26 protein-coding genes are annotated in these 23,324 nt (G+C 40.0%); 19 read left to right on the forward strand and 7 right to left on the reverse strand.

Going from position 1 to position 23,324, the window contains the following annotated elements; all coding sequences use genetic code 11:
* Positions 1 to 172 precede the first annotated feature (172 nt).
* The 3 genes from VXK47_RS14300 to VXK47_RS14310 form a co-directional block, all read right to left on the reverse strand.
* Positions 173 to 361: a hypothetical protein gene (locus VXK47_RS14300; protein WP_435549466.1), complete on the reverse strand. Its 189-nt coding sequence runs from the start codon at positions 359 to 361 to the stop codon at positions 173 to 175.
* A 102-nt stretch (positions 362 to 463) separates the two neighbouring features.
* Positions 464 to 556: a type II toxin-antitoxin system YafQ family toxin gene (locus VXK47_RS14305; RefSeq protein ID WP_435549490.1), complete on the reverse strand. Its 93-nt coding sequence runs from the start codon at positions 554 to 556 to the stop codon at positions 464 to 466.
* A gap of 6 nt (positions 557 to 562) precedes the next feature.
* Positions 563 to 823 carry a type II toxin-antitoxin system RelB/DinJ family antitoxin gene (locus tag VXK47_RS14310; RefSeq protein ID WP_435549467.1) on the reverse strand — a complete coding sequence of 87 codons (261 nt, stop codon included), beginning with the start codon at positions 821 to 823 and terminating at the stop codon, positions 563 to 565.
* 218 nt (positions 824 to 1,041) lie between these two features.
* On the opposite strand from VXK47_RS14310, the gene VXK47_RS14315 reads away from it, so the two are divergent.
* From VXK47_RS14315 to VXK47_RS14350, 8 genes are all read left to right on the forward strand, one after another.
* Positions 1,042 to 1,494 (forward strand): C-GCAxxG-C-C family protein, encoded by a 453-nt coding sequence (locus VXK47_RS14315; RefSeq protein ID WP_435549468.1) that lies wholly within the window; start codon positions 1,042 to 1,044, stop codon positions 1,492 to 1,494.
* Between the two features lie 78 nt (positions 1,495 to 1,572).
* A complete protein-coding gene (trsS, locus tag VXK47_RS14320) occupies positions 1,573 to 2,955 on the forward strand; it encodes a radical SAM (seleno)protein TrsS (protein WP_435549469.1) in 1,383 nt (460 codons plus the stop codon).
* Positions 2,956 to 3,015: 60 nt separating this feature from the next.
* Entirely contained in the window at positions 3,016 to 4,368 is a 1,353-nt protein-coding gene (locus VXK47_RS14325; RefSeq protein WP_435549470.1) for a phenylacetate--CoA ligase family protein, read from the forward strand.
* Positions 4,369 to 4,621: 253 nt separating this feature from the next.
* The gene (locus tag VXK47_RS14330; protein ID WP_435549471.1) at positions 4,622 to 5,620 is read left to right on the forward strand and encodes a methyltransferase; all 999 of its coding nucleotides are present in this window, start codon (positions 4,622 to 4,624) and stop codon (positions 5,618 to 5,620) included.
* A gap of 191 nt (positions 5,621 to 5,811) precedes the next feature.
* Complete coding sequence (locus VXK47_RS14335) at positions 5,812 to 7,221, forward strand: hypothetical protein (RefSeq protein WP_435549472.1); 1,410 nt, start codon at positions 5,812 to 5,814, stop codon at positions 7,219 to 7,221.
* 1 nt (position 7,222) lies between these two features.
* The gene (locus VXK47_RS14340; protein ID WP_435549473.1) at positions 7,223 to 7,729 is read left to right on the forward strand and encodes a hypothetical protein; all 507 of its coding nucleotides are present in this window, start codon (positions 7,223 to 7,225) and stop codon (positions 7,727 to 7,729) included.
* Between the two features lie 39 nt (positions 7,730 to 7,768).
* Positions 7,769 to 8,326, forward strand: coding sequence for a hypothetical protein (locus VXK47_RS14345; RefSeq protein WP_435549474.1), 558 nt, complete (start codon positions 7,769 to 7,771; stop codon positions 8,324 to 8,326).
* Positions 8,327 to 8,328: 2 nt separating this feature from the next.
* Positions 8,329 to 8,799 (forward strand): STN domain-containing protein, encoded by a 471-nt coding sequence (locus VXK47_RS14350; RefSeq protein ID WP_435549475.1) that lies wholly within the window; start codon positions 8,329 to 8,331, stop codon positions 8,797 to 8,799.
* A 2-nt stretch (positions 8,800 to 8,801) separates the two neighbouring features.
* Here the strand turns inward: VXK47_RS14350 and VXK47_RS14355 are convergent, their stop codons facing one another.
* Positions 8,802 to 9,608 (reverse strand): tetratricopeptide repeat protein, encoded by an 807-nt coding sequence (locus VXK47_RS14355; RefSeq protein WP_435549476.1) that lies wholly within the window; start codon positions 9,606 to 9,608, stop codon positions 8,802 to 8,804.
* Complete coding sequence (locus VXK47_RS14360; protein WP_435549477.1) at positions 9,562 to 10,734, reverse strand: ExeA family protein; 1,173 nt, start codon at positions 10,732 to 10,734, stop codon at positions 9,562 to 9,564. The genes VXK47_RS14355 and VXK47_RS14360 overlap by 47 nt, the downstream gene beginning before the upstream one ends.
* A 155-nt stretch (positions 10,735 to 10,889) precedes the next feature.
* On the opposite strand from VXK47_RS14360, the gene glgP reads away from it, so the two are divergent.
* From glgP to VXK47_RS14415, 11 genes are all read left to right on the forward strand, one after another.
* Entirely contained in the window at positions 10,890 to 12,647 is a 1,758-nt protein-coding gene (glgP, locus tag VXK47_RS14365; protein WP_435549478.1) for an alpha-glucan family phosphorylase, read from the forward strand.
* Positions 12,648 to 13,940: 1,293 nt separating this feature from the next.
* Positions 13,941 to 15,551, forward strand: a complete 1,611-nt coding sequence (locus VXK47_RS14370; RefSeq protein ID WP_435549479.1) for an adenylate/guanylate cyclase domain-containing protein — start codon at positions 13,941 to 13,943, stop codon at positions 15,549 to 15,551.
* A gap of 224 nt (positions 15,552 to 15,775) precedes the next feature.
* Positions 15,776 to 16,696 (forward strand): patatin-like phospholipase family protein, encoded by a 921-nt coding sequence (locus tag VXK47_RS14375; RefSeq protein ID WP_435549480.1) that lies wholly within the window; start codon positions 15,776 to 15,778, stop codon positions 16,694 to 16,696.
* A gap of 195 nt (positions 16,697 to 16,891) precedes the next feature.
* Positions 16,892 to 17,128: a sulfotransferase gene (locus VXK47_RS14380; RefSeq protein ID WP_435549481.1), complete on the forward strand. Its 237-nt coding sequence runs from the start codon at positions 16,892 to 16,894 to the stop codon at positions 17,126 to 17,128.
* A 106-nt stretch (positions 17,129 to 17,234) separates the two neighbouring features.
* Positions 17,235 to 17,627 carry a type II toxin-antitoxin system RelE/ParE family toxin gene (locus tag VXK47_RS14385; protein WP_435549482.1) on the forward strand — a complete coding sequence of 131 codons (393 nt, stop codon included), beginning with the start codon at positions 17,235 to 17,237 and terminating at the stop codon, positions 17,625 to 17,627.
* Positions 17,620 to 18,798, forward strand: a complete 1,179-nt coding sequence (locus VXK47_RS14390; protein WP_435549483.1) for an FprA family A-type flavoprotein — start codon at positions 17,620 to 17,622, stop codon at positions 18,796 to 18,798. Before VXK47_RS14385 ends, VXK47_RS14390 begins: the two co-directional genes overlap by 8 nt.
* Positions 18,785 to 19,174, forward strand: a complete 390-nt coding sequence (locus tag VXK47_RS14395) for a VOC family protein (protein ID WP_435549484.1) — start codon at positions 18,785 to 18,787, stop codon at positions 19,172 to 19,174. The genes VXK47_RS14390 and VXK47_RS14395 overlap by 14 nt, the downstream gene beginning before the upstream one ends.
* A 40-nt stretch (positions 19,175 to 19,214) precedes the next feature.
* Positions 19,215 to 19,406: a ferredoxin gene (locus tag VXK47_RS14400; RefSeq protein WP_435549485.1), complete on the forward strand. Its 192-nt coding sequence runs from the start codon at positions 19,215 to 19,217 to the stop codon at positions 19,404 to 19,406.
* 336 nt (positions 19,407 to 19,742) lie between these two features.
* Positions 19,743 to 20,486: an alpha/beta hydrolase gene (locus VXK47_RS14405; protein ID WP_435549486.1), complete on the forward strand. Its 744-nt coding sequence runs from the start codon at positions 19,743 to 19,745 to the stop codon at positions 20,484 to 20,486.
* Positions 20,487 to 20,644: 158 nt separating this feature from the next.
* A complete protein-coding gene (locus VXK47_RS14410; RefSeq protein ID WP_435549487.1) occupies positions 20,645 to 20,845 on the forward strand; it encodes a cold-shock protein in 201 nt (66 codons plus the stop codon).
* Positions 20,846 to 21,015: 170 nt separating this feature from the next.
* Entirely contained in the window at positions 21,016 to 21,300 is a 285-nt protein-coding gene (locus VXK47_RS14415) for an RNA recognition motif domain-containing protein (protein ID WP_435549488.1), read from the forward strand.
* Between the two features lie 68 nt (positions 21,301 to 21,368).
* On the opposite strand, the gene VXK47_RS14420 is transcribed toward VXK47_RS14415, so the two are convergent.
* Together VXK47_RS14420 and VXK47_RS14425 are read right to left on the reverse strand one after the other, a co-directional pair.
* Positions 21,369 to 22,193 (reverse strand): undecaprenyl-diphosphate phosphatase, encoded by an 825-nt coding sequence (locus tag VXK47_RS14420; RefSeq protein ID WP_435549489.1) that lies wholly within the window; start codon positions 22,191 to 22,193, stop codon positions 21,369 to 21,371.
* 18 nt (positions 22,194 to 22,211) lie between these two features.
* Positions 22,212 to 23,126, reverse strand: coding sequence for an SDR family oxidoreductase (locus VXK47_RS14425; protein WP_435549491.1), 915 nt, complete (start codon positions 23,124 to 23,126; stop codon positions 22,212 to 22,214).
* Positions 23,127 to 23,324 lie beyond the last annotated feature (198 nt).

Raw genomic sequence — 23,324 nt, forward strand, 5'->3', positions numbered from 1 at the left:
ATAATCCGCCTTCAAGCACAAGCTTTACCGCCTCTTCTCTGAATTCTTTATTGTATTTCCCATATGGTATTCTTTCCATTGTGCCACCTCCGCTTTAAAATTTTTCTTAACATTGGTGTACACTTTTTTCAACATACCTCATGTCCAATGGCATTTTCTGTCCAGTGAACTCTCATTTTGTCAGCCCAAATCTTTTACGCACTTCTTTAACGTCAATTGTCCGTCCTTCTTCACTGTCTTTTATGCCTGCTTCTATTGTTTGACGCACATAGATTTGATGCATCAAATCATCCCATGTAGCTTTGTCGGACAGTTTGTCTAATATCCTGCAGGCTTCCTGTTTTATGTTTTCGGTTTGCATTTTATTACCTTTTTCCGATTGTTATGTCCGTGTGCGATGTCCGGACCGGACATCGCGGTTCTATGACAGGCGAGCCGGTCTTTGTGGCACTACAGACAGTTGTTACTTTTTGAATAGCTCAGAATGTGAGCCGGTTCTTTCTAAATACAAATCATCGGCTGAGATTCTATAGATTAATATCCAGTCTGGTTCTATATAGCTTCAACTATCAAGCTCCTGAAATAATTTATCAACAGAATCAACCTGATGAAGTTCACACCCGTTTTCAGCGTCTTTAAGTGTTTTAGCTGTAACATCATTAGGAATTTTTATTTCAAAAGGAATTCCTTTATGTAGCGTTATTTGTGAAAGGTACATCGAAATAGCCTCTGACATTGATATATTTAATTTATTCAATATTATTTGAGCATTTTGTTTTATCTTTGGATCGATACGGGTTTGAATTATTGCTGTTTTTGCCATAACTGTCTCCTGCGTGTACTGGATTATGTACTGACATTATCATTACACCTAACATACGCCTTATTTTGAAAATTTCAAGAAATTTTATAACTATAGTAAAGGGGTAAAGTATTTATGAAATACACTTGACAATGTTGTCATATATGGCATTTAGTATCTTCATCGGGACTGGCTGAATTTCCTCGCCTTCATTCGCAGATTAAAGGAAACTATATACAATGATAGACGAAATCGGTTTCAGATTACTCCAACTGGCCGGACGCGGTTACTGTTGCAGCCAGGTGTTGATCATTCTTGCGCTGGAGGCTCAGGGCAAAACAAATCCTGATCTTGTCCGTGCCATGTCGGGTCTTTGTATGGGTGGGGCTGGCAGCGGCAATGCCTGTGGAGTTTTTACAGGCGCGGCCTGCATGCTTGCTTTGTATGCAGGAAAAGGGGCTGATAACGAAAAAGAAAATGAAAAACTGCAATTGATGTATTCTGAATTGAGCGAATGGTTTGAGCACACAGCCTGTGCTTCTTACAATGGGATTTCATGCAAAGATATTATAGGAGAAGAAGCAAGCATGCCGGACCCCAATTTGTGTGGTCGGTTACTTACAGATAGCTATAATCAGGTTATTCAGATTCTTGTTCAAAATGGTTTTGATCCTTTTGCCCCCTCACCCTAACCCTCTCCCACAAGGGGCGAGGGAACTCATTCCCCTCCCTTGATGGGAGGGGATTAAGGGGAGGGTGAAGGTAATAATATGTCTAATGGTGAAATTTCAGAGCGCCGGGTTTTATCTCAAACGGAAAGTCTGTGCCCGGTATGTCTTAAAATAATTCCTGCATTCAGGGTGACCGATGGTTGCGATGTGTATCTTGAAAAACATTGTGAATTCCATGGGCGATTTTCTACTGTAATATGGCGTAAAAATCCGTCTTTTGAAACCTGGGCAAGACCGAAGATACCTGTTCAACCTCCTGTATGCTATACCGAAATTGATAAAGGCTGCCCATTTGACTGCGGTTTATGTGCTTTACACAGGCAGATTACCTGCACAGCTCTTCTTGAAATCACGCAACGTTGTAATCTGTCTTGTAAATACTGTTTTGCATCTTCAAAGAAATCAGCTGTCCCTGATCCCGATATCCAGACGATAGAGTTTTGGTTTAAACGGGTCAGAGAAGCCGCTCCGGCATGTAATATACAGCTTTCAGGCGGTGAGCCGACATTAAGAGAAGATCTTTTTCAAATCATTGAGATGGGAAGAAACAAAGGGTTCGGATTTATTCAGCTAAACACAAACGGCCTGCGTCTGGCCGAACAACAAGACTATGCAGCAAAGCTTAAAGAAGCAGGCCTTGCATCGGTTTTTTTTCAGTTTGACGGGCTAAGTGATGAAACATATCTTGCTTTAAGAGGACAAAAATTGCTTGCCAATAAGCTGCTGGCAATAGAGCAATGCGCAAAAGCAGGTATTGGTGTTGTGCTGGTTCCCATGATAGTGCCGGGAGTAAATGTTCATGAAATCGGTGCAATTCTGGAATTTGCTTTAAAAGAATATCCTGCGGTAAGAGGTATCCATTTTCAGCCGGTTACTTATTTCGGAAGACATCCGGAAAGCTTTGAAAACAACAATCGTATTACTATTCCTGAAATAATAACGGCTCTTGAAACACAGAGCAATGGTATGGTAAGAGCTTCCGATTTTCGTCCTCCCGGATGCGAAAATGCTCTTTGTTCTTTTAACGGCAAGTTTCTTGTGATGCCAGCAGGAGGCTTAAAACCCGTTGTTTCCGATACGAACACTTGTTGTAATAAGCCTGTAAAAGCTGATATAGGCGCAAGGCAGTCTATTTCTTCTGTGGCCAGGCAGTGGAGTGGAACAAAAGAGCAGGGTTCATGGAGAGCAGGGCAGGGGGAGGAAGATCAGATGTGCCATCCGGATATAGATGATTTTCTGGAATTTGTGCGTACGCGATCATTTTCCATTTCGGGCATGGCCTTTCAGGATGTCTGGAACATTGATTTGGAGCGCCTTAAAGACTGCTGCATCCATGTTGTTTCAAAAGATGGCGGCCTGATACCTTTTTGTGCCTATAATCTCACAGACAGCCGGAATAAAGCCATTTACCGGGGTAAGTAATATTTTTGCTGCATCATTACGGCGCAAGCCGGAATAAATAACGATCTATCTGGGGTGGTGATGATTATTAAAACTCCTTTGGAAGACTGGGTTTTAAGTAAAATATCAATCAATGAAAAAACTTTAAATCTTACCAGATCAGTGATTGAAGCTTTTCAACTTGAGAAAATCAGAGAAACTATTTCTTATGCCCGTTTGAAAAGTCCTTTCTATAAAAATCTTTTGACCGGTTTTGGGAGCGATCCTGTAAAAAGTTTAAAAGATTTGTCAATACTTCCATTTACCACTTCCGATGATTTAAGAAACCAGCCTATGCGGTTTCTGTGTGTTTCTCAAAGTGCTGTAAAGCGCTGTGTTACATTGCAGAGTTCTGCTACCACAGGTGCTTCAAAACGGATATTCTTTACAGAAGAAGATCTGGAACACACTTTGGATTTTTTTCATCATGGGATGTCCACGCTGGTTAAAGAAGGCGACCGGGTTATGATTCTTTTGCCTGGTGGCAGGTCCGACAGTGTAGGCGATCTTCTTTCAAGAGCTTTGCTTCGCATGAATGTGAGCAGTATTATTCACGGTTTTGTAGTAAATCCCGAACAAACTATAGAGGCTGTTTTAAATCATGATATAACATGTGTTGTCGGAACACCTGTTCAGGTTTTTTCGCTTTTCCGGTGCAGCAAAGGTGAAAAATTATTAAAAGACAGGTTTATGAAAGTACTTTTAACCAGCGATTATGTTCCATCCGTTATTTATGAGCTGTTGGGAAAGGACTATAACTGTGAGGTCTACAGCCATTATGGTATGTCAGAGATGGGGTACGGCGGTGGGGTGGAATGCGGAGCCCGCTGCGGCCACCATATGCGGGAAGCCGATCTTTTTATTGAAATTATAGATTCGGAAACAGGACAAAATCTGCCTGATGGAGAGATGGGTGAAGTAGTTGTAACAACATTAAATCGTATCGGGATGCCGTTGATTCGTTACCGCACGGGCGATATGTCAGGATTTCTTGTGCCTCCCTGCCCCTGTGGTACGGTTTTAAAACGACTGGATAAGATTACCTGCCGTATAAACACTGCCGTTTATCTTGCTTCTGGAAAGCCGCTTGTAATGCCGCTTCTGGATGAAGCGCTTTTTGACCTGCCGGGCGTAACGGACTTTACTGCTGAGATTACAAGCCGCAAGGGCAATGATTGTCTTGCAATTACACTAAGTCTTAATGAACAAGTAAACAGGGATGAAGTCTGTGCTTTGGCAATGGAAAAGATAAAGATGATTTCCCAGACTAAATCATGTAAAAAACAACTTTTTATTGAGCCTGTAAAATGTGTTGGAGATATTATTTTAAGTTCCGGATCACAAAAGCGAGTACTGACAGATAAACGAAGCTGTCAAAATTATGACTTCCAATAAAGTCAGATTTTGGCAGCTATAAAAAGACCAGCTTAAAAAATATACTAGGATTCGAATATTCACCAATACCCAGGCAAAACAGATTTATTGTAATTGCTACGTACATATATCTTCTTTCAACTCAGTTTATCACAGGATAAAGTTTTTCGTATAAATTAAAACAATTGTTGTGTTATTTTAAAAACTTTGGCATAATTGGTGCTATTATAAAAATGCGATATTTCCAAACCAATTTATTCGAAAGGAACACGGCATGAATACGGAAGAGTGGAATCCGGGAAAACTTTTAGGAATATCAGGTAATTATTGGGCTACATGTGCGCTTCATGCCGGAGTCAAACTGGACATTTTTACTGTTATCGGCGATCAACTTCTTACCGGGCAAGAGATTGCTGAAAAAACAGATGCTGATCCAAGAGGAGTAATTATGCTCCTTAACGCTCTTGCAGCCATGAATCTTTTAATCAAAAAGAATGATAATTATTCCAACACGGTTTTTAGTAATTCTTTTCTTTCCAAAGAATCCCAGCACTATCTCGGATATATTATAATGCATCATCATCATCTTATGGCATCCTGGAATGATCTGGATAAAGGTGTTAAAACCGGAAAAGCTGTACGAAGCAGAGCTTCTTTCGATGATCCGGAAGTACGTGAAAATTTTCTGATGGGCATGTTTAATCTTGCCACAAATATTGCTCCGCAAATTGTCGGCAAAATAAATCTTGCCGGAAAAAAACATCTTCTTGATCTGGGTGGCGGCCCCGGAACTTACGCTATTCACTTTTGTTTGAAGAATCCATCGCTTAAGGCTACCATATATGATCAGAAAACAACCAGGCCTTTTGCTGAAAAAACCGTTGCCGGTTTTGGCCTTTCAGACAGGATCAGCTTTAAAGCCGGCGATTATCTGGGAAAAAAAATTACAGGAACCTATGATGTTGTATGGTTATCACATATACTGCATGGAGGAGGCCCCGAAGATGCTCAAAAGATTATCCAAAAAGCAGTTTCAGTTCTTAAACCGCAAGGCATGATTTTAATCCATGAATTTATTTTAAACAATGATATGGACGGGCCTTTGTTTCCGGCTCTTTTTTCTCTTAATATGCTTCTTGGTACTGATAAAGGCCAGGCATATTCCGAAAAGCAGATCATGGACATGCTTGCTGCGGCAAAAGTGGTGAAAATCAGCCGTATTGATATTCAAACACCCAATGATTCAGGACTTATCCAAGGGATAGTAAAATAATTATACCGGAGAGCCACTTTCAAAATGTTTCAGTTTGGTCAAGGTCAAGGCGGGTGAAAATTTTAACCACAGGAATACATTTAGTATTTCGAGGATTAAAATTTGAGCCCAACGCAGAGATCGGCCTAAATGGGACGTTTTGAAACTGGCTCCGGAAATATAACACCAGAAAAAAGCAGAAAACTTTAAGTATGGAAAAAAATAATAAGCTGATCATGATTGAGCATAACCGTGAGCTGCTGCTAATACTCTACGGCCGGAAGGAACCTGATGGCAGGCTTATCTGTTCAATACCTGTGCAGGATGATTATTCGCCGGAAGAATTATTAAAGATTGTTCCCGACGAAGCAAAAAAAATAAAAAATCCTTTGCTGATCATGCCGGACTATGTTGCCGGTAATGAAACCTATCCCTTTGCGACAGGCAAAAAATCCATTGCATCCGCATTTATCCGCAGAAAACTTTCGGAGTCTTTTCCATCTGTTCCCGATGCAGCAGATTTTTACAATTACACTTATTTAAAAAGCGGCCAGTCTGCCGGAAGTATTTATGCTTTTTACCTGCATGATCCTCTTGTGTTCAGTCTGTATAAGAATCTTCAGAATGCCGGCTTGCGTCCCGACCGCATAAGTATTCCTGCTTATATATGGCAGTACAAAATAAACAAACTGATTGATGGTGCGTCTGCGGAAAACTATTGTCTTATTCATTTATTGCCGGAAGAAAGTTATCTGTATTTTTTTGTTAATGGAAACTACCTTTTTTCAAGAAGCATTATGTTACCGGGATCCGAAGAAATCGACAGAGGAAAACTTGATGTCCTTGCCTTTGAAATAAGCCAGTCTCTTCGTCTTTTTTCGCAGAAAGCAAAATCGGAAGTCAACAGGTTCTTTTTTGTTTCTTCAACACAGATCAAAGAAACCGGGCTTTCGGAGAGACTTGGAAAAAATATTGTCCGGATTGAAACTGACCGGAAAGAAGCTTTTAAGACAAAAGAAGAAGACTTCCTGCCAGCCCCTTTATCGGCATTTTCCTTATCCGATATCGATCAGAAAATGGCTCCTAATATCAGCCATCGTTTTGTTGTTACGGAAAAGGCCTGGCATTCGGCTATCCGAACCGGGATAATCACAGGCGTGCTACTTATTATTCTTCTCGGTTTCGAGGCTTTTTATCTGAATTATTTATCAGCAGGCTATTCCATGACAGGTATGGGAGCACTTTCAAATGATATGACTACAAAAAGCCTGCTTGTCGGAAAGTATAATGATACTCTTGATCTGATACAAAATGAGATGCAGCGTCCGGATACTGCATCAATACTTGGCGGTATTGCTTTAAGCCTTCCTGAAAGCGTGGATCTGCAAGAGCTGACATTAAACCTTGAATCCCCCTTTCAGGTTGTTTTGAAGGGTCAGGTAAGAGCTGAAGATCCCGGCGTGATCAAAACCGCTCTTTCTTCATTGGCCGGAGGTTTGACGCGCAATCTTAAACTAAGCAAACCGGCTGTAATAGGAGATGTCGGCGTTGATATGGAGCAGGGCGGTGGTGGCGCAGGAACCGGAGGTTATAAATTTCATATTCAGCTGGGCTTGAAATGATATGAAAAACAAATGGATCATCACAGGCGTATTATGGTTTGCCGTTATTATTCTCACATTTTATAATGCGTCTGAAATTAAACGCTTAAAACAGGAATCCGGGAGAATTGAAAGCCTGCATATGGATACAGAGTTCTGGCGGGAGAATTCGAAAAATATCGACTATATCAAGGCTGAAGGTGAAAAGCTGTTTTTTGATATAGAATCTGTGGATATGGGTTATCTGGCAATTGACAACCGCCTGAAAAAGCTTTCATCAAAACATCATCTGCAAAATCTTATAATTACAAAATCGCAGGCAAGCGATGCAAGTGATTTTGTGCCTGTTGATTTGTCTTTCGAGGGAAGTTATGAAGATATTTTTAAATGGTTTCAGTCTGTTAAAAATGAATTACCGTTTCTGAGAGCAAAAAGCATAAAAATAACCATAAACCCGATATCAAATATGGCTGCTTTAAACGGGTCCTTTTTCTTCAGATACAGGATTGCAACGGCGAACAACGAGTAAATGATAGCACTTAACACCTGACACTTAACACGGTTAAGGATGATACAGATCGGCACCAAAAAACGCTTGATAATGGATAGCTTTATTATTGCGGCCATTATTGTCATGGTTATAAACATCTATCTGCTTACGGATATTATCGGATCTCCGATAGCACAAAAATCCGAATTATTTAAAATGGCAGATTTAAAATGGCAGCAGTATAAGCAGATGCGGAATCAGGTATCAGATGACCCGACAGAAAATTCCGATACAATAACTGCTGTTGCCGGTATAATGAGGCAGATAAAGCCTGAAAAGCCACAATTATTGGCAGCTGCCCAGGATAATACGGAAGAAGTCCGGAAGACATCAGGTATGCCGCACCTTTCCGGAATCCTTCAGGTTGCCGGAGCCGGTAAAAGTTTGAGATTTATAGCCCTTATGGAAGGAAAACGGCTGTATAAAAATGATAAAATCATGAATTTTACCATAAAAAATATAACGGCAAAGGGAGTTTTATTATACCATAACGGGCAGACAAGTTTTGTTCCTGCTCCCGAAGTCTATTTTTCCCTTGCAGGGAATCAAACGCCCGCCGGGGCTGAATCGAGGTGAGTATGCAGTATGTTTTCTCCCGGTCTTACTTTTTTTTGTATGTCATTTGTATTGCCCTTTTATTTACCGGTTGCGCCGGAATACAGGAAGTCCGGCCTGTTGCTACACCGTCTCTTGAAAATGTCCATCCGGCCCAAATCATAGAGAAGGAAAAGACCTCCCAACTTCCGGGGCCTCCGCCTTTTTCCGAAACATATATTCCGGTTTCCAAAGGACTTGAAAAAGAGATAAAGCTATATTCCATGGTTTTGGATCAGGCCAAACTTGGTGAAGCATTGAGTACAATTGTGAGTGAGGCTGACATTAATATGTCTGTGGATTCGGATATCGATCTTGCAAGGCTTGTAACCGTCAGGCTTAAAAACGTTACCTTGGAAGAAGCCCTTGATATGATAGTTGAAAAAGGGGCCGGATATGCATGGAAATTAAAAGACGGCATATTAATATGCCGCATCGCACATTTGTGTGGGTGACCCTATTTTATTTTGTCATAAAGTACTGCCATATTAAATATAAGTCTGATGTTTCCCGGATCTTTTTTTTCGGCCATTTCATAGAATTGCTTTGCTTCGTCTAATTTTCCGAGATGGCTCAGAGCCGCGGCTTTATGAAAATATATGTCAAACAAGGAAACGCCTGTAATTTTTTGTGCGGCATCAAGCAGGGTGATGGCCATGGCCGGTTCACCCGTTTCTATTCCGGCTATAGCCAGGTTTATCATAACAAGCGGATTATTTGGATCTTTTTCATGCAAATCATAAAGAATCGGCAATGCAGCGGCAAACTCGCGGTTTTCTATGTAAGCGCAGGCAAGGTTAAACTGTGTATCTTTGTTCTGAGGGTCTTTATTAAGAACCTGCCGGTACATCATTATTGCCTCTTTGAGCCTGTTTTGTCTGTGATACCGGACGGCCTTTTCGTAAAACGGTTTAATGAGTTCTGAGGGTTTTGCAGTTGCCTGATGCGGAAAAGCTCCGGGTGAAGATAAGGCGGCAGAAGATGTCTTCTTCAAAGCAGGCTTTGATAGTAATTCAGGTTTTGATGCACTGTCCGGTTTGTTTCCGTGGGGTTTTTCTTCAGCTATAGTATTATTTGTTTTTGCAGATATAAGAGATGCTTGCTGTTCCGTTAAATTGTTTTTAGCTTCATTTTGCTTCAACTCCTGTTTGCTTGAAGTATCAGCGGGCTGAGAAGCTTTGGCGGTTGCAGAAACATCCTGTTTTGCAGTTACTGTATCAGAAGGCTGGGGCAGGGGAGGGCTTATTCTTTTTTGCGTCAGCATATCGGTTGCATATGGGATCATAAGGCCTATGGCTATTGCAAGGATGCGAGGCAAGCAAAACGGTATATGAAGCTTTTGTGCTTTCGGGCGGAACAATATTGCTTTTGATGTTTAAAACCGGCGTTGCCTTTGTTTGATTAATTGCAGGAGAGGCCTCAGGGTTTTTGTAAGTCCACAATCTCATAGACCCGGCAAAACCGGCAAGTACTATCAAAATTAACACAAATGCATAACGGTAATATAGCCTTTTGATAAAAGCTTTTATCCGGGTATATTCGGTACTTCCAACTTCTTTAAGGGCCTGTTTAACATGCTTTTTGTTTATCGTGTATTCGTTTGCCAGATAGGAGGCGATCAGGCAATAGTCGCAAATTCTGTTTATAAGACGCGGGATGCCATTTGATGCTTTATATATTATGTTTATGGCTGAAGCAGAGAAACGTACTTGGCCCTTGTTTCCTGCGATAAAAAGCCTTCTTTCTATATAGCCCGGAATTTCTTCTTTTTTCAGATAATCCAGGTTGCATTTTATGGCGATTCTCTGGTGCAACTGCCTTAATTCCGGCTTTGAAATGGTGGCAAGCAATTCGGGCTGACCAACAAGAACCATCTGAAGCAGTTTTTCCTTGTCTGTTTCAAAGTTGGATAGCAGCCGAAGGTCTTCCAGAGCTTCTACCGGCATAGTCTGGGCATCGTCGATAATTATAACAACAGGTTTTGCACGGTCGGTTGCAAGAAGAAAAGAATTAAGGCTGTCCATAAGTTCTTTTTTCCCTGCACCGGCAGAGCATGAAATGCCAAGATCATCCAAGATCGTGGCCAGTATTTCTATTCCTGAAAGAGAAGGGTTTATTATATAAACCGTTTCGGCATTTCCATCAAGCCTGTCTAAAATCGATCTGCAAATGGTGGTTTTGCCTGTTCCTACCTCACCGGTGAGAAGAATAAATCCTAAATGATTTTTGACCCCATAAATAATTTTTTCAATTACATTCTGATGAGTGTCTGAAAGAAAAAGAAATCCCGGATCAGGAGTAATGGAAAAGGGAGCCTCGTGGAACTGGAAAAAATCAAGGTACACGCCTTCACGAGGTATTTGTGCGCTATCGATTCGTTGATTTGACATCGTAATCGTTAACCCGTTATAATTGACAAGTAGAAGAATTTAGTATATTTTTTTAAAAGATGACAATAATTAAAAGCTATAGTAAAGTCAATGGGTAAGTTATTTTTTCCGTGTAAACGGATTAAAAAGCAGAAAGCATATGACAGGAGGAGACTGTGAATGACAGATCGATAGCATATTTTTCTATGGAAATTGCCGTGGAAGATGGGATTCCTACATACAGTGGCGGCCTTGGGGTTCTTGCAGGTGATACTTTGCGTTCTGCAGCAGATCTCAAAATACCCATGGTAGCTATTTCACTTCTTCACCGGAAAGGATATTTTTTTCAGAAAATAGATCATAATGGCTGGCAGACAGAGCAACCAGCCGAATGGGTTGTCAATGACTTTTTAAGTGAAGAAGAGCCGGAAATATCCATTTCTATTGAAAACCGTAAAGTGCGCATACGAGCATGGAGATATGAAATAACGGGAGTAGGCGGATATAAAATCCCCGTTTATTTGCTGGATTCGGACCTTGCAGGCAACTCCGAATGGGATCGTTCACTTACCCATTTTCTTTATGGCGGAGACGAGAAATACCGTTTTTGCCAGGAAGTGATTCTTGGAATAGGGGGGGTAAGGATACTCCGGGCTATTGGATATAATGGTATTAAGCGTTTTCATATGAATGAAGGACATGCGGCCCTTCTTGCGCTTGAATTGTTAGATGAAGAAGCAGGAAAGGCCGGTAGAAATTTTGTAAGTGAATCGGATATTAAAACAGTCAAAAATAAATGTGTATTTACTACCCATACTCCGGTTCCCGCAGGACACGATCAGTTCCCTTTTGAGCTGTTCAGCACAATTTTTCAGGACAGGCAGGATTTTATAGACATGAGAGATTGTCTATGTGTTGAGCTTGCCAATAATATGAGCGAACATAAGGCGGAGCCGGGACATATAATCCCCTCAAATCATGTTCAGGGCAAAACCATCAATATGACCTATCTGGCTCTCAATCTGAGCCATTATGTCAACGGAGTTGCAAAAAAGCATGGCGAGGTGTCCAGGTCAATATTTCCTGGGCATGTTATCGATGCCATCACAAATGGTGTGCATGCCGCCACCTGGGTAAGCTGGCCTTTTCGGGATCTTTATAACAGATATATTGCCGGCTGGTGTCAGGATAATTTCAGTCTGCGCTATGCATTAGGCATTCCTCCCAATGAGATATGGGGGGCACACATGAAGGTAAAGAAGGAATTGATTTCTTATGTGAACAGGGAAGCAAATGCAGGTATGGATAAGGATGTTCTGACATTATGCTTTGCAAGGAGGATGACCGCTTATAAACGGGCAGATCTTATATTTAGCGACATTGAACGATTAAAAAATATATCTAAAAATGCCGGATCATTGCAGTTGATTTTTGCCGGTAAAGCCCACCCTAAGGATCAGGAAGGCAAGCAGATAATCAGGCGGATTCTGGATATGAAAGAATTATTGAAAGCCGAGATCAGGATCAGTTATCTCCCGAATTATGATATGAGATTAGCAAAGATGCTGGTTTCGGGAGGAGATGTATGGATGAATACCCCCCAACCTCCCATGGAGGCTTCGGGGACCAGTGGTATGAAGGCGGCCTTAAACGGTGTGCCAAGCTTCAGCATACTTGATGGATGGTGGATAGAAGGTTGCATTGAAGGAGTCACCGGCTGGTCTATAGAAGAAGAGGGCAAGAGGGAAACGGCAAATATGGAAAATAACGCTTTGTCGCTTTATGAAAAACTGGAGCATTCTGTGATTCCGGCTTTTTATAATAACCGGGACCGGTTTATAGAAATCATGCGGCATGCAATCGCTCTTAACGGTTCTTTCTTTAATACTCAGAGAATGTTGCAGCAATATGTTACAAATGCCTATTTTTTATAGCTGCATTTTTCCCGAAAAGAAAGTGCAACGCCATTTCCGGCGTTGCACTTTTTGCTGTGATAGATGATATTATTTATAATTCAGCGAGTAGATCAGTCTTGAAGACAGCATCTATACTTTTTCCCGGAACCGGCCTCTTTTGTTTGGCAGGGTTCAGGTGACTATTCAATAAATAACACATTTCATCTTAATATCATTAAAAATATCATTAACTCATTGAGAGATAGCTCAGTCAGGTCTATATCCTGTGCAATAGCAATCGGAAAAAGAAATTTTAGAAACAAAAAACTTTTGAAGTTCTTTGATGGATTGGATGTATCTGATTCTGACTTTGCGTGACTTTATCGTTTTTCCCCGAAAGAGTTGTTTCCTATAATGCAGATATTAAAATATTGGAGGTGAGAAATGGGGGGAGGGCCATTCAATGAACTTTGCAACATTAAAGATAAATGTCTCCCTGATAAAATGTTTATATGAAAATATTTCTTCGGCCAGAGCAACGGACGGCTTTGGAATATACAGGACAGCAAGTTATGGTGTATGAAAAGAAAAATAGCCAGTCTGGCCGACATTCCGTTTGACTCCGATTTATTCCGGGGATTTTTTTCTAACCGCATAGTACCTTTAGTTCTTAAGCCTTTCTATGAAAAGAAAAAACTCAATGGCAGCATCTTAAAAAAGAGCTTTAACAAACAATTCGTATCATATTGAATATATATTAGTATTTATAGTGATAATGTATGAAATAACCGGCAGGAAATTGTAAAACTCCCAATTCTGTCATTTCGCCAGGCAGACAGACTTTCCGAATACATCCCGTATTAATTATCCATGAAGAGGATAATTATACAGTATAAATTGCAATAATTATTTTTTAAGAAACAGAGTGGGGCTGTTATTAAATCTTATTTTAATTAAGTATGTTATATATATTATTTATGCCTGAGCTTTAGTTGTTTATACTGTATAAATATGCATAAGATACTTAAACAGTACAAATATACTTATACAATTGAAATATGCTGAACAATAATGTTATATATCGTTATAACTATTTAATATATAAATAATTACGTAATTCATAGCTGTGGTCTTGCGCATTTTATGTTAAGCAGTATAACTATATAATTATACAATAACCCCGTAAAGTATTTAAACAGTATAATAACTATTGACAATGAAATATTATTTATATAAATTGGATAATTATACTGATTAAATTAAATTCGGTATTTATACAGTTTTTTGAATCCAGCCTACTAATACGGAACTTATACTAAATAAGGTAAGGCCATGATTTCTTCCGAACATTTTGATAGCAAATGGTTAACAAGTGTCGAGCTTTTTGAGACAACAGGTATATCACGGGCTACACTCAACAATTATATTAAAATGGGGATTATCCCAAAACCAATTGTAAGAAAACCTGATGATCCGGCTTCACGTGCGAAAAAAATCGGCTATTTTTCTCCTGTCGTGGTTGATTCCATTTTAGCTGTGCAGCGAATGAAAAAAGAAGGGATCTCTATGGAGAACATTGTTGATATTTTAACCGGAAAGAATGTTTCTGCACAATCCGGAAAAATTAAAAATGATCAACATGAAATAAAGGAATCCGTTTTACCAAACCAATACAGGGAGTATGTGGCCCCGGCTGATAATCCTGATGTATTTAATCGCTATGATTCCGGAATAAAAATGCAGGAAGGCTTATTATTAAACTTGAGTATAAGTGATATCAAGTGCCCTGCTTTTCTAATAAATAATAATTTTGAGATTGTTTGGATAAATACTGAAGCTGAAAAAAATGTATTTAATCTTGATATAAAACTAATCAAAGATAGTTCAGAAAGAAATATTTTTAAGTTGTTCTCAAGAACAGGATTACTTTCCAAAGATAGAGGAATTAATGATATTGTATATTATCTCATGAGATTTGTTAAAGACAAAATACCAATAAATTCAATATGTAAATTATATAACAATATTCTGGAAAATGAAGTTATTTTCCTTGAAAAAGTTTATGAGCGTATAAAATCATTTAGTGAAGATTCAACAAATTCAACTTATTTGAAATTGGACCATATTAACGGAAAACAATTAACTTCCTATCATGCATTTCATATGGTTTTTCGGGAGGGGTTTTTAATCTTACTTGAACGCAAGGACGATACATTCTGTGGCTTCGATGATATGATTGCAAACAATACAAGAACAACTCATGAATTGAATAAAGATAGCAGCCCGCCTTCTCTTATTTCTTTTAGTGTACTTGTTGCAGATCTGAATGATTCCAGCCGTATTTGTGCAGAATTGCCTCCTGAGGAATATTTTGAATTGATTAATGATATATGGAAGTGCATGTATCAGGTTTTTAAGAAATATTATGGCATTTATGGTAATCATACTGGTGTGGGTATGGTTTGTTATTTTCTTAAGGAGGATAATTCTAATTATGTATTAAATTCAATTTATTGTGCTCTTGAACTGAAAGAAAAGATTAAGCAAATAAATATGGAATGGAAAACACGAAAAGGTTGGGCAAATGACCTTTATCTTAATATTGGCATCAATGAAGGCCGCGAATATTTTCTAAATACTCCTTCCCCGAATAAGGAATTTACCGCCCTTGGTGATACCGTAAATTTTGCAAGCCTGCTTTCGGATATGAGTAGTTCCGGAGTTATATGGACTACAAAAAATCTGATGAACAAAATTGATATGGAGCAGCGCAAAACATTGCGTTTCGGGATAAGACGTATGGATCAAGACCTTGAAATGTTTGGAGAAAGCCTGTTTGTAAGGGTTATGGACATGTTGCCGTCTGATAATCCAGAATGCTCAAAATATATTGATATTGCTACTATTTCCATAACTGAGATAATTAGTGCAAGTTCATATTAAACCGTCTTGCCATATATCCGGTTTTCATAAACCATTCAGGTATCATTTTAATGATCGTTACCGATTTGATTTTTGCTAAAATTATTTTAATGACTCAAAAGCCAAGAGCAGATATGAACCGGTGCTGCGATGCCTTAAAATGAAGTTGCATTTTAGTTGATTAATCTAATATAAGAGCCGAAACATTTTGTATTTTTATCAAATAATTTTATACAAGGACCAATATGAAATCAAAAATTATACTTTTTTCTGCTTTTATGTCCGTAGTATTTTTCATCTTTTTTACAGCCTGTGCTACAACGAAAATAAAGGAACCTGAAAAACTTAAATGTGAATTCAAGGAAGTTTGTCCCAAGATAGGAATTGCTCTGGGCGGTGGGGGCGCACGGGGGTTTGCTGAAATAGGAGTGTTAAGGGTGCTTGAGCAGGAAAAGATACCCGTTGATATTGTTGTGGGTACTTCCGTCGGTAGTCTTATAGGAGCGATTTATGCGGATTCAGGCAAGGTTCTTGATGCTGAATTTATTGCAATTACACTAAAAAATGAGGATATCTTTGATTATAAAGCGTTCTCATTCTTTTCAGGCGGATTTGTTACGGGTGAGAAACTCCGTTCATTTTTAAACACTCATCTTCATAATAAAAACATTGAAAACCTGAAAATTCCATATGGAGCGGTAGCTGTTGACCTGAAAACGGGAAAGGCTGTACTTTTTGATCGCGGTCCGATTGCCCGTGCTGTCAACGCCTCCTGTGCTATTCCCGGAGTATTTGTCCCTGTTGAAATCGGAGGAAAGATTTTTGTGGATGGGGGAGTAACGGATCCTGTGCCTGTGGATTTTGCCATAAAAAAAGGAGCTGATGTCGTTATTGCCGTTACCATTTCTCCTGCTTTGCCTCCGATTACTCCGAAGAACCCTATAGAAGTGGCATTTCACGCAATTACAATAATGTCTTCTCATATTGGAGTACTTGGAGTTAAAAACGCCGATGTAGTAATTCAACCTGATGTCGGAAACATTGCATACGATGACTTCAGCCAGAAAAAAAGACTGATAGAAGCCGGCGAAAAAGCAGCGCGCGCAGCATTGCCTGCAATCCGCAGCGCAATAAAGGCAAAAACAAAAAAGGTGCCGATTATATAGAATAAGTATTTATGGTAAATGTTATAAAAAATATCTTTTATTAACTTTATCTTCTGAATTTTATTGAGAATATTCAAAAACATATCAAATTTAGAATAAATTATGATATAAAATAATAAAAATAATCAAGAATATACCCATGCAGCTCAAGATAGATTCTGCGCCATTGCTTAATTGATTAGAGGAGATATCAACATGGCCCTTCAAATTATCGGCGCAGGCTTTGGACGCACCGGCAGCACATTGTCAGTTTATAACGCGCTTAACCAGCTTGGCTTTCCATGCTATCACACGTATGAAATTTTAGAAAATAAGGAAAACAAATCGCACATGGATTTCTGGCTCAAGGCAGGAATTCTGGTGACGGGCAGGAATTCTGGTGACGCCCTTAACTTTTTAACTTCCTGCTGGCTTGTCAACTATGCTTTATGATTCTACAAAAACATGCTGCGAGCAATCCGCAGATGTTCCAGCCATCTTTTCTATGTCGAAAAATTTCTCTTGACACCCGAAACGTACCTGGTTACACTTTCGGTATATGATTCAAAAGATCAAACATAAAGGGCTGAAGGCATTATTCGAATCTGGTGTCTCAAGTGGTGTTGATGCCCAGCATATTGTGCGGCTTAGAAAGATTCTTGCCCTCCTTGAAACCTCAGAAACTATGGAAGATATGGATTTGCCGGGTCTTGAATTGCACCCACTCAAAGGCAATCGTAAAGGTGATTGGGCGGTAAAAATCAGCGGAAACCGGCGTATTACTTTCAAGATACAAATAAGAAGTGGGAAAATGGATTTCCGGGATAAAATTGCGGAATATGGGTATTTTGTTTTCTGTAACCGCTGCGACAGACAACTGATTCATATCCGGTGGTTGTTTTATCAAAGATACATATGCCAAAACATTATAAGGAGATATATCCATGTATAAAAGGAAGATAAAGGAAAACATTTACTTGCTGGGAGCTATTGATTGGGACAGGCGTCTTTTTGATTCTCTCATTCCGTTACCGGACGGCACTACATATAATGCTTACCTTATTGAAGGAAGTGAGAAAACCATTTTGCTGGACGCTGTTGATCCGCCCATGGCCGATGAATTGATATCGCAACTGGATGGAGTATCCAAAATTGATTTTATTATCTCTCACCATGCCGAACAGGACCATTCCGGGAGCATTCCTCGGGTTCTTGAAAGATTTCCGGAAGCAAAAGTGATTACCACCCCCAAAGCTAAACTGATGCTTATTGATTTACTAAAAGTCCCTGAGAACGCTTTTATTACTGTGACAGACGGCGAAACTTTATCCCTCGGAGACAAGACGCTTAAATTCATCCACACGCCCTGGGTTCACTGGCCGGAAACCATGGTAACCTATCTGGAAGAAGATCAAATCCTCTTCAGTTGTGATTTCTTTGGCTCCCATATCGCAACTACCGATCTTTTTGTAACCGATCAGGGTCGTGTGTATGAAGCGGCTAAACGATATTTTGCCGAAATTATGATGCCATTTCGGAATATAATCAAAAAAAATATCGAAAAGCTTGAAGGATTTGATATTCAAATGATAGCTCCGAGTCACGGGCAGATCTATGACCATCCGGCCTGGATAATTGATGCTTATCGGGAATGGGTTCTTGGAGCACCCAAAAACACAGTTGTGCTGCCTTATGTGTCCATGCATGCCAGTACCAAAATGATGGTGGATCATCTGCTGTCATCTCTGGTGAGCAAAGGTGTTCGTGTTGAGCTGTTTAATCTGACAGTAACAGATACCGGCAAGCTTGCCATGGCGCTGGTAGATGCGGGAACGATTGTCGTTGGTACTCCCACGGTTCTGGCTGGTCCGCATCCTTTAGCCGCATACTGCGCTTTTCTGGCTAATGCCTTGCGGCCCAAGGCTCAATTTCTTTCAATTGTCGGATCGTACGGATGGGGTGGCAAAACCGTGGAAACGCTTGCCGGAATGATACCCAATCTGAAAGTTGAGGTGTTAGACCCCGTATTATGTAAAGGGGTTCCTTTGGAAAACGATTTTATAGCGCTGGATAAATTGGCTGATACTATAGCAAAAAAACACTCGGAGCATGGATTCAGATAACACAAAGATAATATACAATATGATAAGCACCAACATGATCCTTTATTGTAAAGAATGGGAAAAAACGGTCAGGTTTTATAAAGAACGTTTGCACCTGCCCGTAAATTTTTCAAACGACTGGTTTATGGAATTCAGTTTAACCGCAAATTCAAGATTGAGCATTGCCGACGAAAAACGATCTTCGATAAAAAGCTGTGCGGGTAAAGGTATAACTTTAGCACTGGAAGTTGAAGATATTGAAGCAGTGCGGAAAGATATGGTAAAGACCGGATTGGAGCCGACGGTAATCAGTGAGCATCCATGGAATGCCAGGGTATTTTATCTTTGTGATCCTGAAGGACACCGCATAGAAATATGGCAATCCATCAATTCCTGAAACAATTTATTAAGCGTTATCAGACAAGGAGAAAGAAATCATGGGGAAAAGAGTTATTATCGACACAAAAGAATGTATCGGTTGCCAGAGCTGCGTTGAACTTTGTCCGGAAATATTTGAATTTGATGAAGAACAGGAAAAAGCCAAAGTCATACTCCCGAAAGAAGGCGATGAAGAATGTATCGAAGAAGCTATGTCAACATGTCCGGTCGAATGCATTCATTGGGAATAGTTATTTGAGCCACACCATCTTGTAAAGATATTTGCGCCGGTTTTCGAGAATAAGTGGATAAGCGGTTAAAGATAAGTTAAACTTTGAACCGGATCAGTCAAAAAAGCAACATCAGAAAGCAATGTACAATGTCAAAATCAGGAATTGAGAACGAGCATACAGATCAAACAAAATCAAATGTAATAAATATATCCAATCTGATCATATGGCGAAAATGACATACAAATGTCAAGGGAATTTCTGTATGCTTAAATTCTTTCTGGGTATAAAACCTTTTGCAGGAGTAAAACCAAAAGGATATTCGGTGCATAATTTGATAAAAGGGAGATCGATAGTATGAATTTTGAGGGAAAAATAAACCCTGAATTATTACCTGTTTTTGCTCATTTGCTGGAAGAATGGAATTTTGATGATATCCGGTTTGAAAGAAAAAAAATAATCGAAATAGGCAAAAAAATGCCCCGCTTAAGCTATATTGATATAGTTAGCGCTTCAGAGCATTTTATAACAGGTCCTGATGGAAATTCTAATTTACGGCTAAAAATTTATCAGCCCAAGGTAAGAGAACAAATACTTCCCGGCGTTCTCTTTATTCATGGCGGCGGTTTTATTATCGGAAGCCCTGAAGTGGAAGAAGCTCTATGCTACCGTTATGCAGGAGAAATAAATTGCGTTGTTGTTTCGCCAGATTACCGTCTGGCTCCTGAAAATCCTTTTCCGGCAGGGTTGGAAGACTGCTATGCTGCTTTAAAATGGTTTTCTCAAAGCTCAAGTGAATTGAAAGTTGATGCCTCACGTATAGCTGTTCCCGGAGGAAGTGCAGGCGGAGGCCTGACCGCATCAAGAGCTACAGACCTTTCAGGACTGCCCCCGGCATATATTATTGTCGGAGAACTTGATCCTTTGCGTGATGAAACGATCGATTACGTATTAAGGCTCAGCCAGGCAGGCGTCTCTACAGAATTTTGTCTTTATCCGGGTTGCTTTCACGGTTTTGAATCATTTGCACCTCTGGCCGGGATTAGCCAGCGGGCATCAAAAGGTTATGTACAGGCTTTAAAGAGAGCTCTGTATAAATAAATCTTGCTTTCAGCAAAAAAAGTGCTATTATGCGACAATTGGGCAAGGCTCCGCTCGTCTGGCGGAACGATTTTTACTGAAGGAACACGTCATTTCCATGTACTACATCCTCCAGTTTAAATTTTTGATAATCTTAATATAGGAAAGGGGGGTTTTACGTGGTTGACGGAACAGTTAAGTGGTTTAATGATAAAAAGGGGTTCGGCTTTATTGAGCAGGAAAACGGTCCTGACGTGTTTGTTCATCATTCAGCAATAAATGCAACCGGTTTTAAAAGTCTTAGAGAAGGCGACAAGGTTTCTTTTGAAATCGAGCAAGGAAACAAAGGTCCATCTGCAGTCAACGTTACTGTTAGATAAATTATTTCTATAAAAAGGGCATGCCATTTAAAGCAATGGCATGCCCTTTATTTTTCAGGGTTTCATCTACAGACAAAGCTGATATCCATGCGTTTCCGGTTTGCACCCAAAGGGATAGGCTGGTATGTCTTAAACCCCTTTTATTGAATCAATTAAGAAAGGATTATTAAATGAATATTTATATCGGCAATTTATCTATTGCCACCACAGAAGAAACCTTGAAAACATTATTTGTAGAGTTTGGAAATGTTGAGACCGTCAAGGTGATAAAAGACAATTTTACCGGTAAACCAAAAGGATTCGGTTTTATTGAAATGCCAAGTAATTCAGAAGCGGATCAGGCAATAAAGGCCCTAAACGGAAAGCGTATAGATGGCAACAATATCAAAGTGAATCCGGCTGATCCCGGCGGCAAACAAAAACCGAAAAAACCATTCAAAAGAAGGGACTATTGATCTTAACTATCTTAATATCTATCTGATCTGCTTTGCCGGGGAAACGTATCCTGATCGCATAACTTTGTTCAGCGCGACCAGTTTACCACACCCCAATAGGCCGTTACCAATACTATTGCTCCAAAGGCAATGCGGTACCATGCGAATGCGCTGAAGTCATGTCGGGAGATGTACCGCAGCAGGCCGCGTACAGCAAGCAGTGCACTTATGAAAGACATAATAAAACCAACGGCCACCAAACCTGTCATATTGGCATTCAACATTTCTCTGTGCCGGTAAAGATCATACAGGGCAGCGGCAGTCAGGGTAGGTATGGCCAGCATAAAAGAAAATTCCGTAGTTGCCTTGCGGGACAGACCGGAAAGCAGACCGCCGATGATTGTGGAACCGGAGCGGGAAACACCCGGAATGAGTGCGAAACACTGAGCTAAACCTACTTTCAGAGCGTCTTTTAAACTCATGTCATACATTTCGTGAACTTGTATACTGTGTTTCCGCCGTTCCGCCCACATAATAATCAGACCACCAACGATAAAAGCTATTGCCACAGGTTCCGGAAAAAACAGGTACGCCTTGATGTTTTTTCCAAACAATAGCCCTAGAACAGCGGCTGGAATAAAAGCGACTATGATATTGCATGCAAAACGCCGCGCGTGCCGATCTCTCCCCAAACCTGCTAAAAGGTGGATCAGCTTGTACCGGTATTCCCAGCAAACGGCTACAATTGCACCGAGCTGGATGACGATTTCAAATACGTCCCGCTGTTCCTTTTGCAGAAAATCGAGGATATCTCCGGTGATAATCAGATGCCCCGTGCTGGAAATCGGCAAGAATTCGGTAACGCCTTCCACTATTCCCATGACAAGAGCCTTGAACAGCAATAACAGATCCATTAAAACTTCCTTTATAATTTAAAATCGTTCTTTATATTCATTGATAAATTGATTGAAACTGTAAGGCAATCTGCCAAGTACGGATTCAACATCAGAAGTTACAGCATCATATTTTCCTTTGGCAAACCATGCCAGGATTTCTGATAATTTATCGGCCCTCCATTCAGAAACGCCTGCTTTTAACATTGCCGATTTAGTCTCGTTTTTGCTGATCGGATATAAGGCAATATCTTTTCCTGTAAAAAATCCTGTTTTTTTTACAATATTAAAATAGCTCAGCGCTTCAGGGCCTGTAAGATTATAGGTTTTATTATCATGCCCAGTCTCACTTAGCGCCTTTACAGCTACTGCCGCTACATCTCGTATATCAATAAAACTCAGTTTTGAGTCAGACATCACCGAATAAACAGCGCCCTGTTTTTTAATTGTCGGAATTGATGCGAATATGTTTTGATAGAATGAATTAGGCCTTAACAAAGTATAAACAAGTCCTGATTGCATTATCATGGCATCGGTTCTGGCATGAACGCGTATTATTTCCGAACCGGCATCCAAAGATACTCCCATCCCCGATAATTTAATGATATGTTTCACGCCTGCTTTCTTTGAAGCTATGATCGCGTTATTTATCCATGCTTCATTATCGGGATGCGCAGGCATGGCAATATAAATACGTTTAACACCGGCAAAAGCTGATACCAGCGATCCGATATCAGCAAAATCACCATCTACCCAATTGACTCCTGCAATAGTCCGGCCTTTACTCTTCTTTCGGGACATTGCCTTAAACTCAATGCCTTTTTCCAAAAGCTGCTTTACTATCTCACTTCCCGTATTACCGGTTGCGCCTGCAACTAAAATCTTGGTAGCGTAGAAAAAGAGAGACCTTGGGCATGAAATAGCAAAAATTGCCCTCCCTTTTATGGTAATAATAGTTTTGACAAACTAACCATACACAAGGAGGCAATATGGGATTACCCCCACAGAGCAAAGGTATCACTATTGATTTTGATTGTCAATTTAAGGTGCATTTGCAAGACAGCCGGATTTCTACAATACTTGCGGCGTTTGCAGTGTTACTACCGCAATTATTGAAGGATTTTTTTCAGAAAGTGCTTGTTGGCTTTGGTG

This window comes from Desulfobacterium sp. N47, assembly GCF_051233685.1.
Lineage (GTDB): Bacteria > Desulfobacterota > Desulfobacteria > Desulfobacterales > RPRI01 > RPRI01.

Bases quoted from the DNA above. Each gene is read 5' to 3' on its own strand.
- VXK47_RS14300 (WP_435549466.1), bottom strand. From the start codon at position 361: ATGCAAACCGAAAACATAAAACAGGAAGCCTGCAGGATATTAGACAAA.
- VXK47_RS14310 (WP_435549467.1), bottom strand. From the start codon at position 823: ATGGCAAAAACAGCAATAATTCAAACCCGTATCGATCCAAAGATAAAA.
- VXK47_RS14315 (WP_435549468.1), top strand. From the start codon at position 1,042: ATGATAGACGAAATCGGTTTCAGATTACTCCAACTGGCCGGACGCGGT.
- trsS (WP_435549469.1), top strand. From the start codon at position 1,573: ATGTCTAATGGTGAAATTTCAGAGCGCCGGGTTTTATCTCAAACGGAA.
- VXK47_RS14325 (WP_435549470.1), top strand. From the start codon at position 3,016: ATGATTATTAAAACTCCTTTGGAAGACTGGGTTTTAAGTAAAATATCA.
- VXK47_RS14330 (WP_435549471.1), top strand. From the start codon at position 4,622: ATGAATACGGAAGAGTGGAATCCGGGAAAACTTTTAGGAATATCAGGT.
- VXK47_RS14335 (WP_435549472.1), top strand. From the start codon at position 5,812: ATGGAAAAAAATAATAAGCTGATCATGATTGAGCATAACCGTGAGCTG.
- VXK47_RS14340 (WP_435549473.1), top strand. From the start codon at position 7,223: ATGAAAAACAAATGGATCATCACAGGCGTATTATGGTTTGCCGTTATT.
- VXK47_RS14345 (WP_435549474.1), top strand. From the start codon at position 7,769: ATGATACAGATCGGCACCAAAAAACGCTTGATAATGGATAGCTTTATT.
- VXK47_RS14350 (WP_435549475.1), top strand. From the start codon at position 8,329: ATGCAGTATGTTTTCTCCCGGTCTTACTTTTTTTTGTATGTCATTTGT.
- VXK47_RS14355 (WP_435549476.1), bottom strand. From the start codon at position 9,608: ATGCTGACGCAAAAAAGAATAAGCCCTCCCCTGCCCCAGCCTTCTGAT.
- VXK47_RS14360 (WP_435549477.1), bottom strand. From the start codon at position 10,734: ATGTCAAATCAACGAATCGATAGCGCACAAATACCTCGTGAAGGCGTG.
- VXK47_RS14370 (WP_435549479.1), top strand. From the start codon at position 13,941: ATGATTTCTTCCGAACATTTTGATAGCAAATGGTTAACAAGTGTCGAG.
- VXK47_RS14375 (WP_435549480.1), top strand. From the start codon at position 15,776: ATGAAATCAAAAATTATACTTTTTTCTGCTTTTATGTCCGTAGTATTT.
- VXK47_RS14380 (WP_435549481.1), top strand. From the start codon at position 16,892: ATGGCCCTTCAAATTATCGGCGCAGGCTTTGGACGCACCGGCAGCACA.
- VXK47_RS14385 (WP_435549482.1), top strand. From the start codon at position 17,235: ATGATTCAAAAGATCAAACATAAAGGGCTGAAGGCATTATTCGAATCT.
- VXK47_RS14390 (WP_435549483.1), top strand. From the start codon at position 17,620: ATGTATAAAAGGAAGATAAAGGAAAACATTTACTTGCTGGGAGCTATT.
- VXK47_RS14395 (WP_435549484.1), top strand. From the start codon at position 18,785: ATGGATTCAGATAACACAAAGATAATATACAATATGATAAGCACCAAC.
- VXK47_RS14400 (WP_435549485.1), top strand. From the start codon at position 19,215: ATGGGGAAAAGAGTTATTATCGACACAAAAGAATGTATCGGTTGCCAG.
- VXK47_RS14405 (WP_435549486.1), top strand. From the start codon at position 19,743: ATGAATTTTGAGGGAAAAATAAACCCTGAATTATTACCTGTTTTTGCT.
- VXK47_RS14415 (WP_435549488.1), top strand. From the start codon at position 21,016: ATGAATATTTATATCGGCAATTTATCTATTGCCACCACAGAAGAAACC.
- VXK47_RS14420 (WP_435549489.1), bottom strand. From the start codon at position 22,193: ATGGATCTGTTATTGCTGTTCAAGGCTCTTGTCATGGGAATAGTGGAA.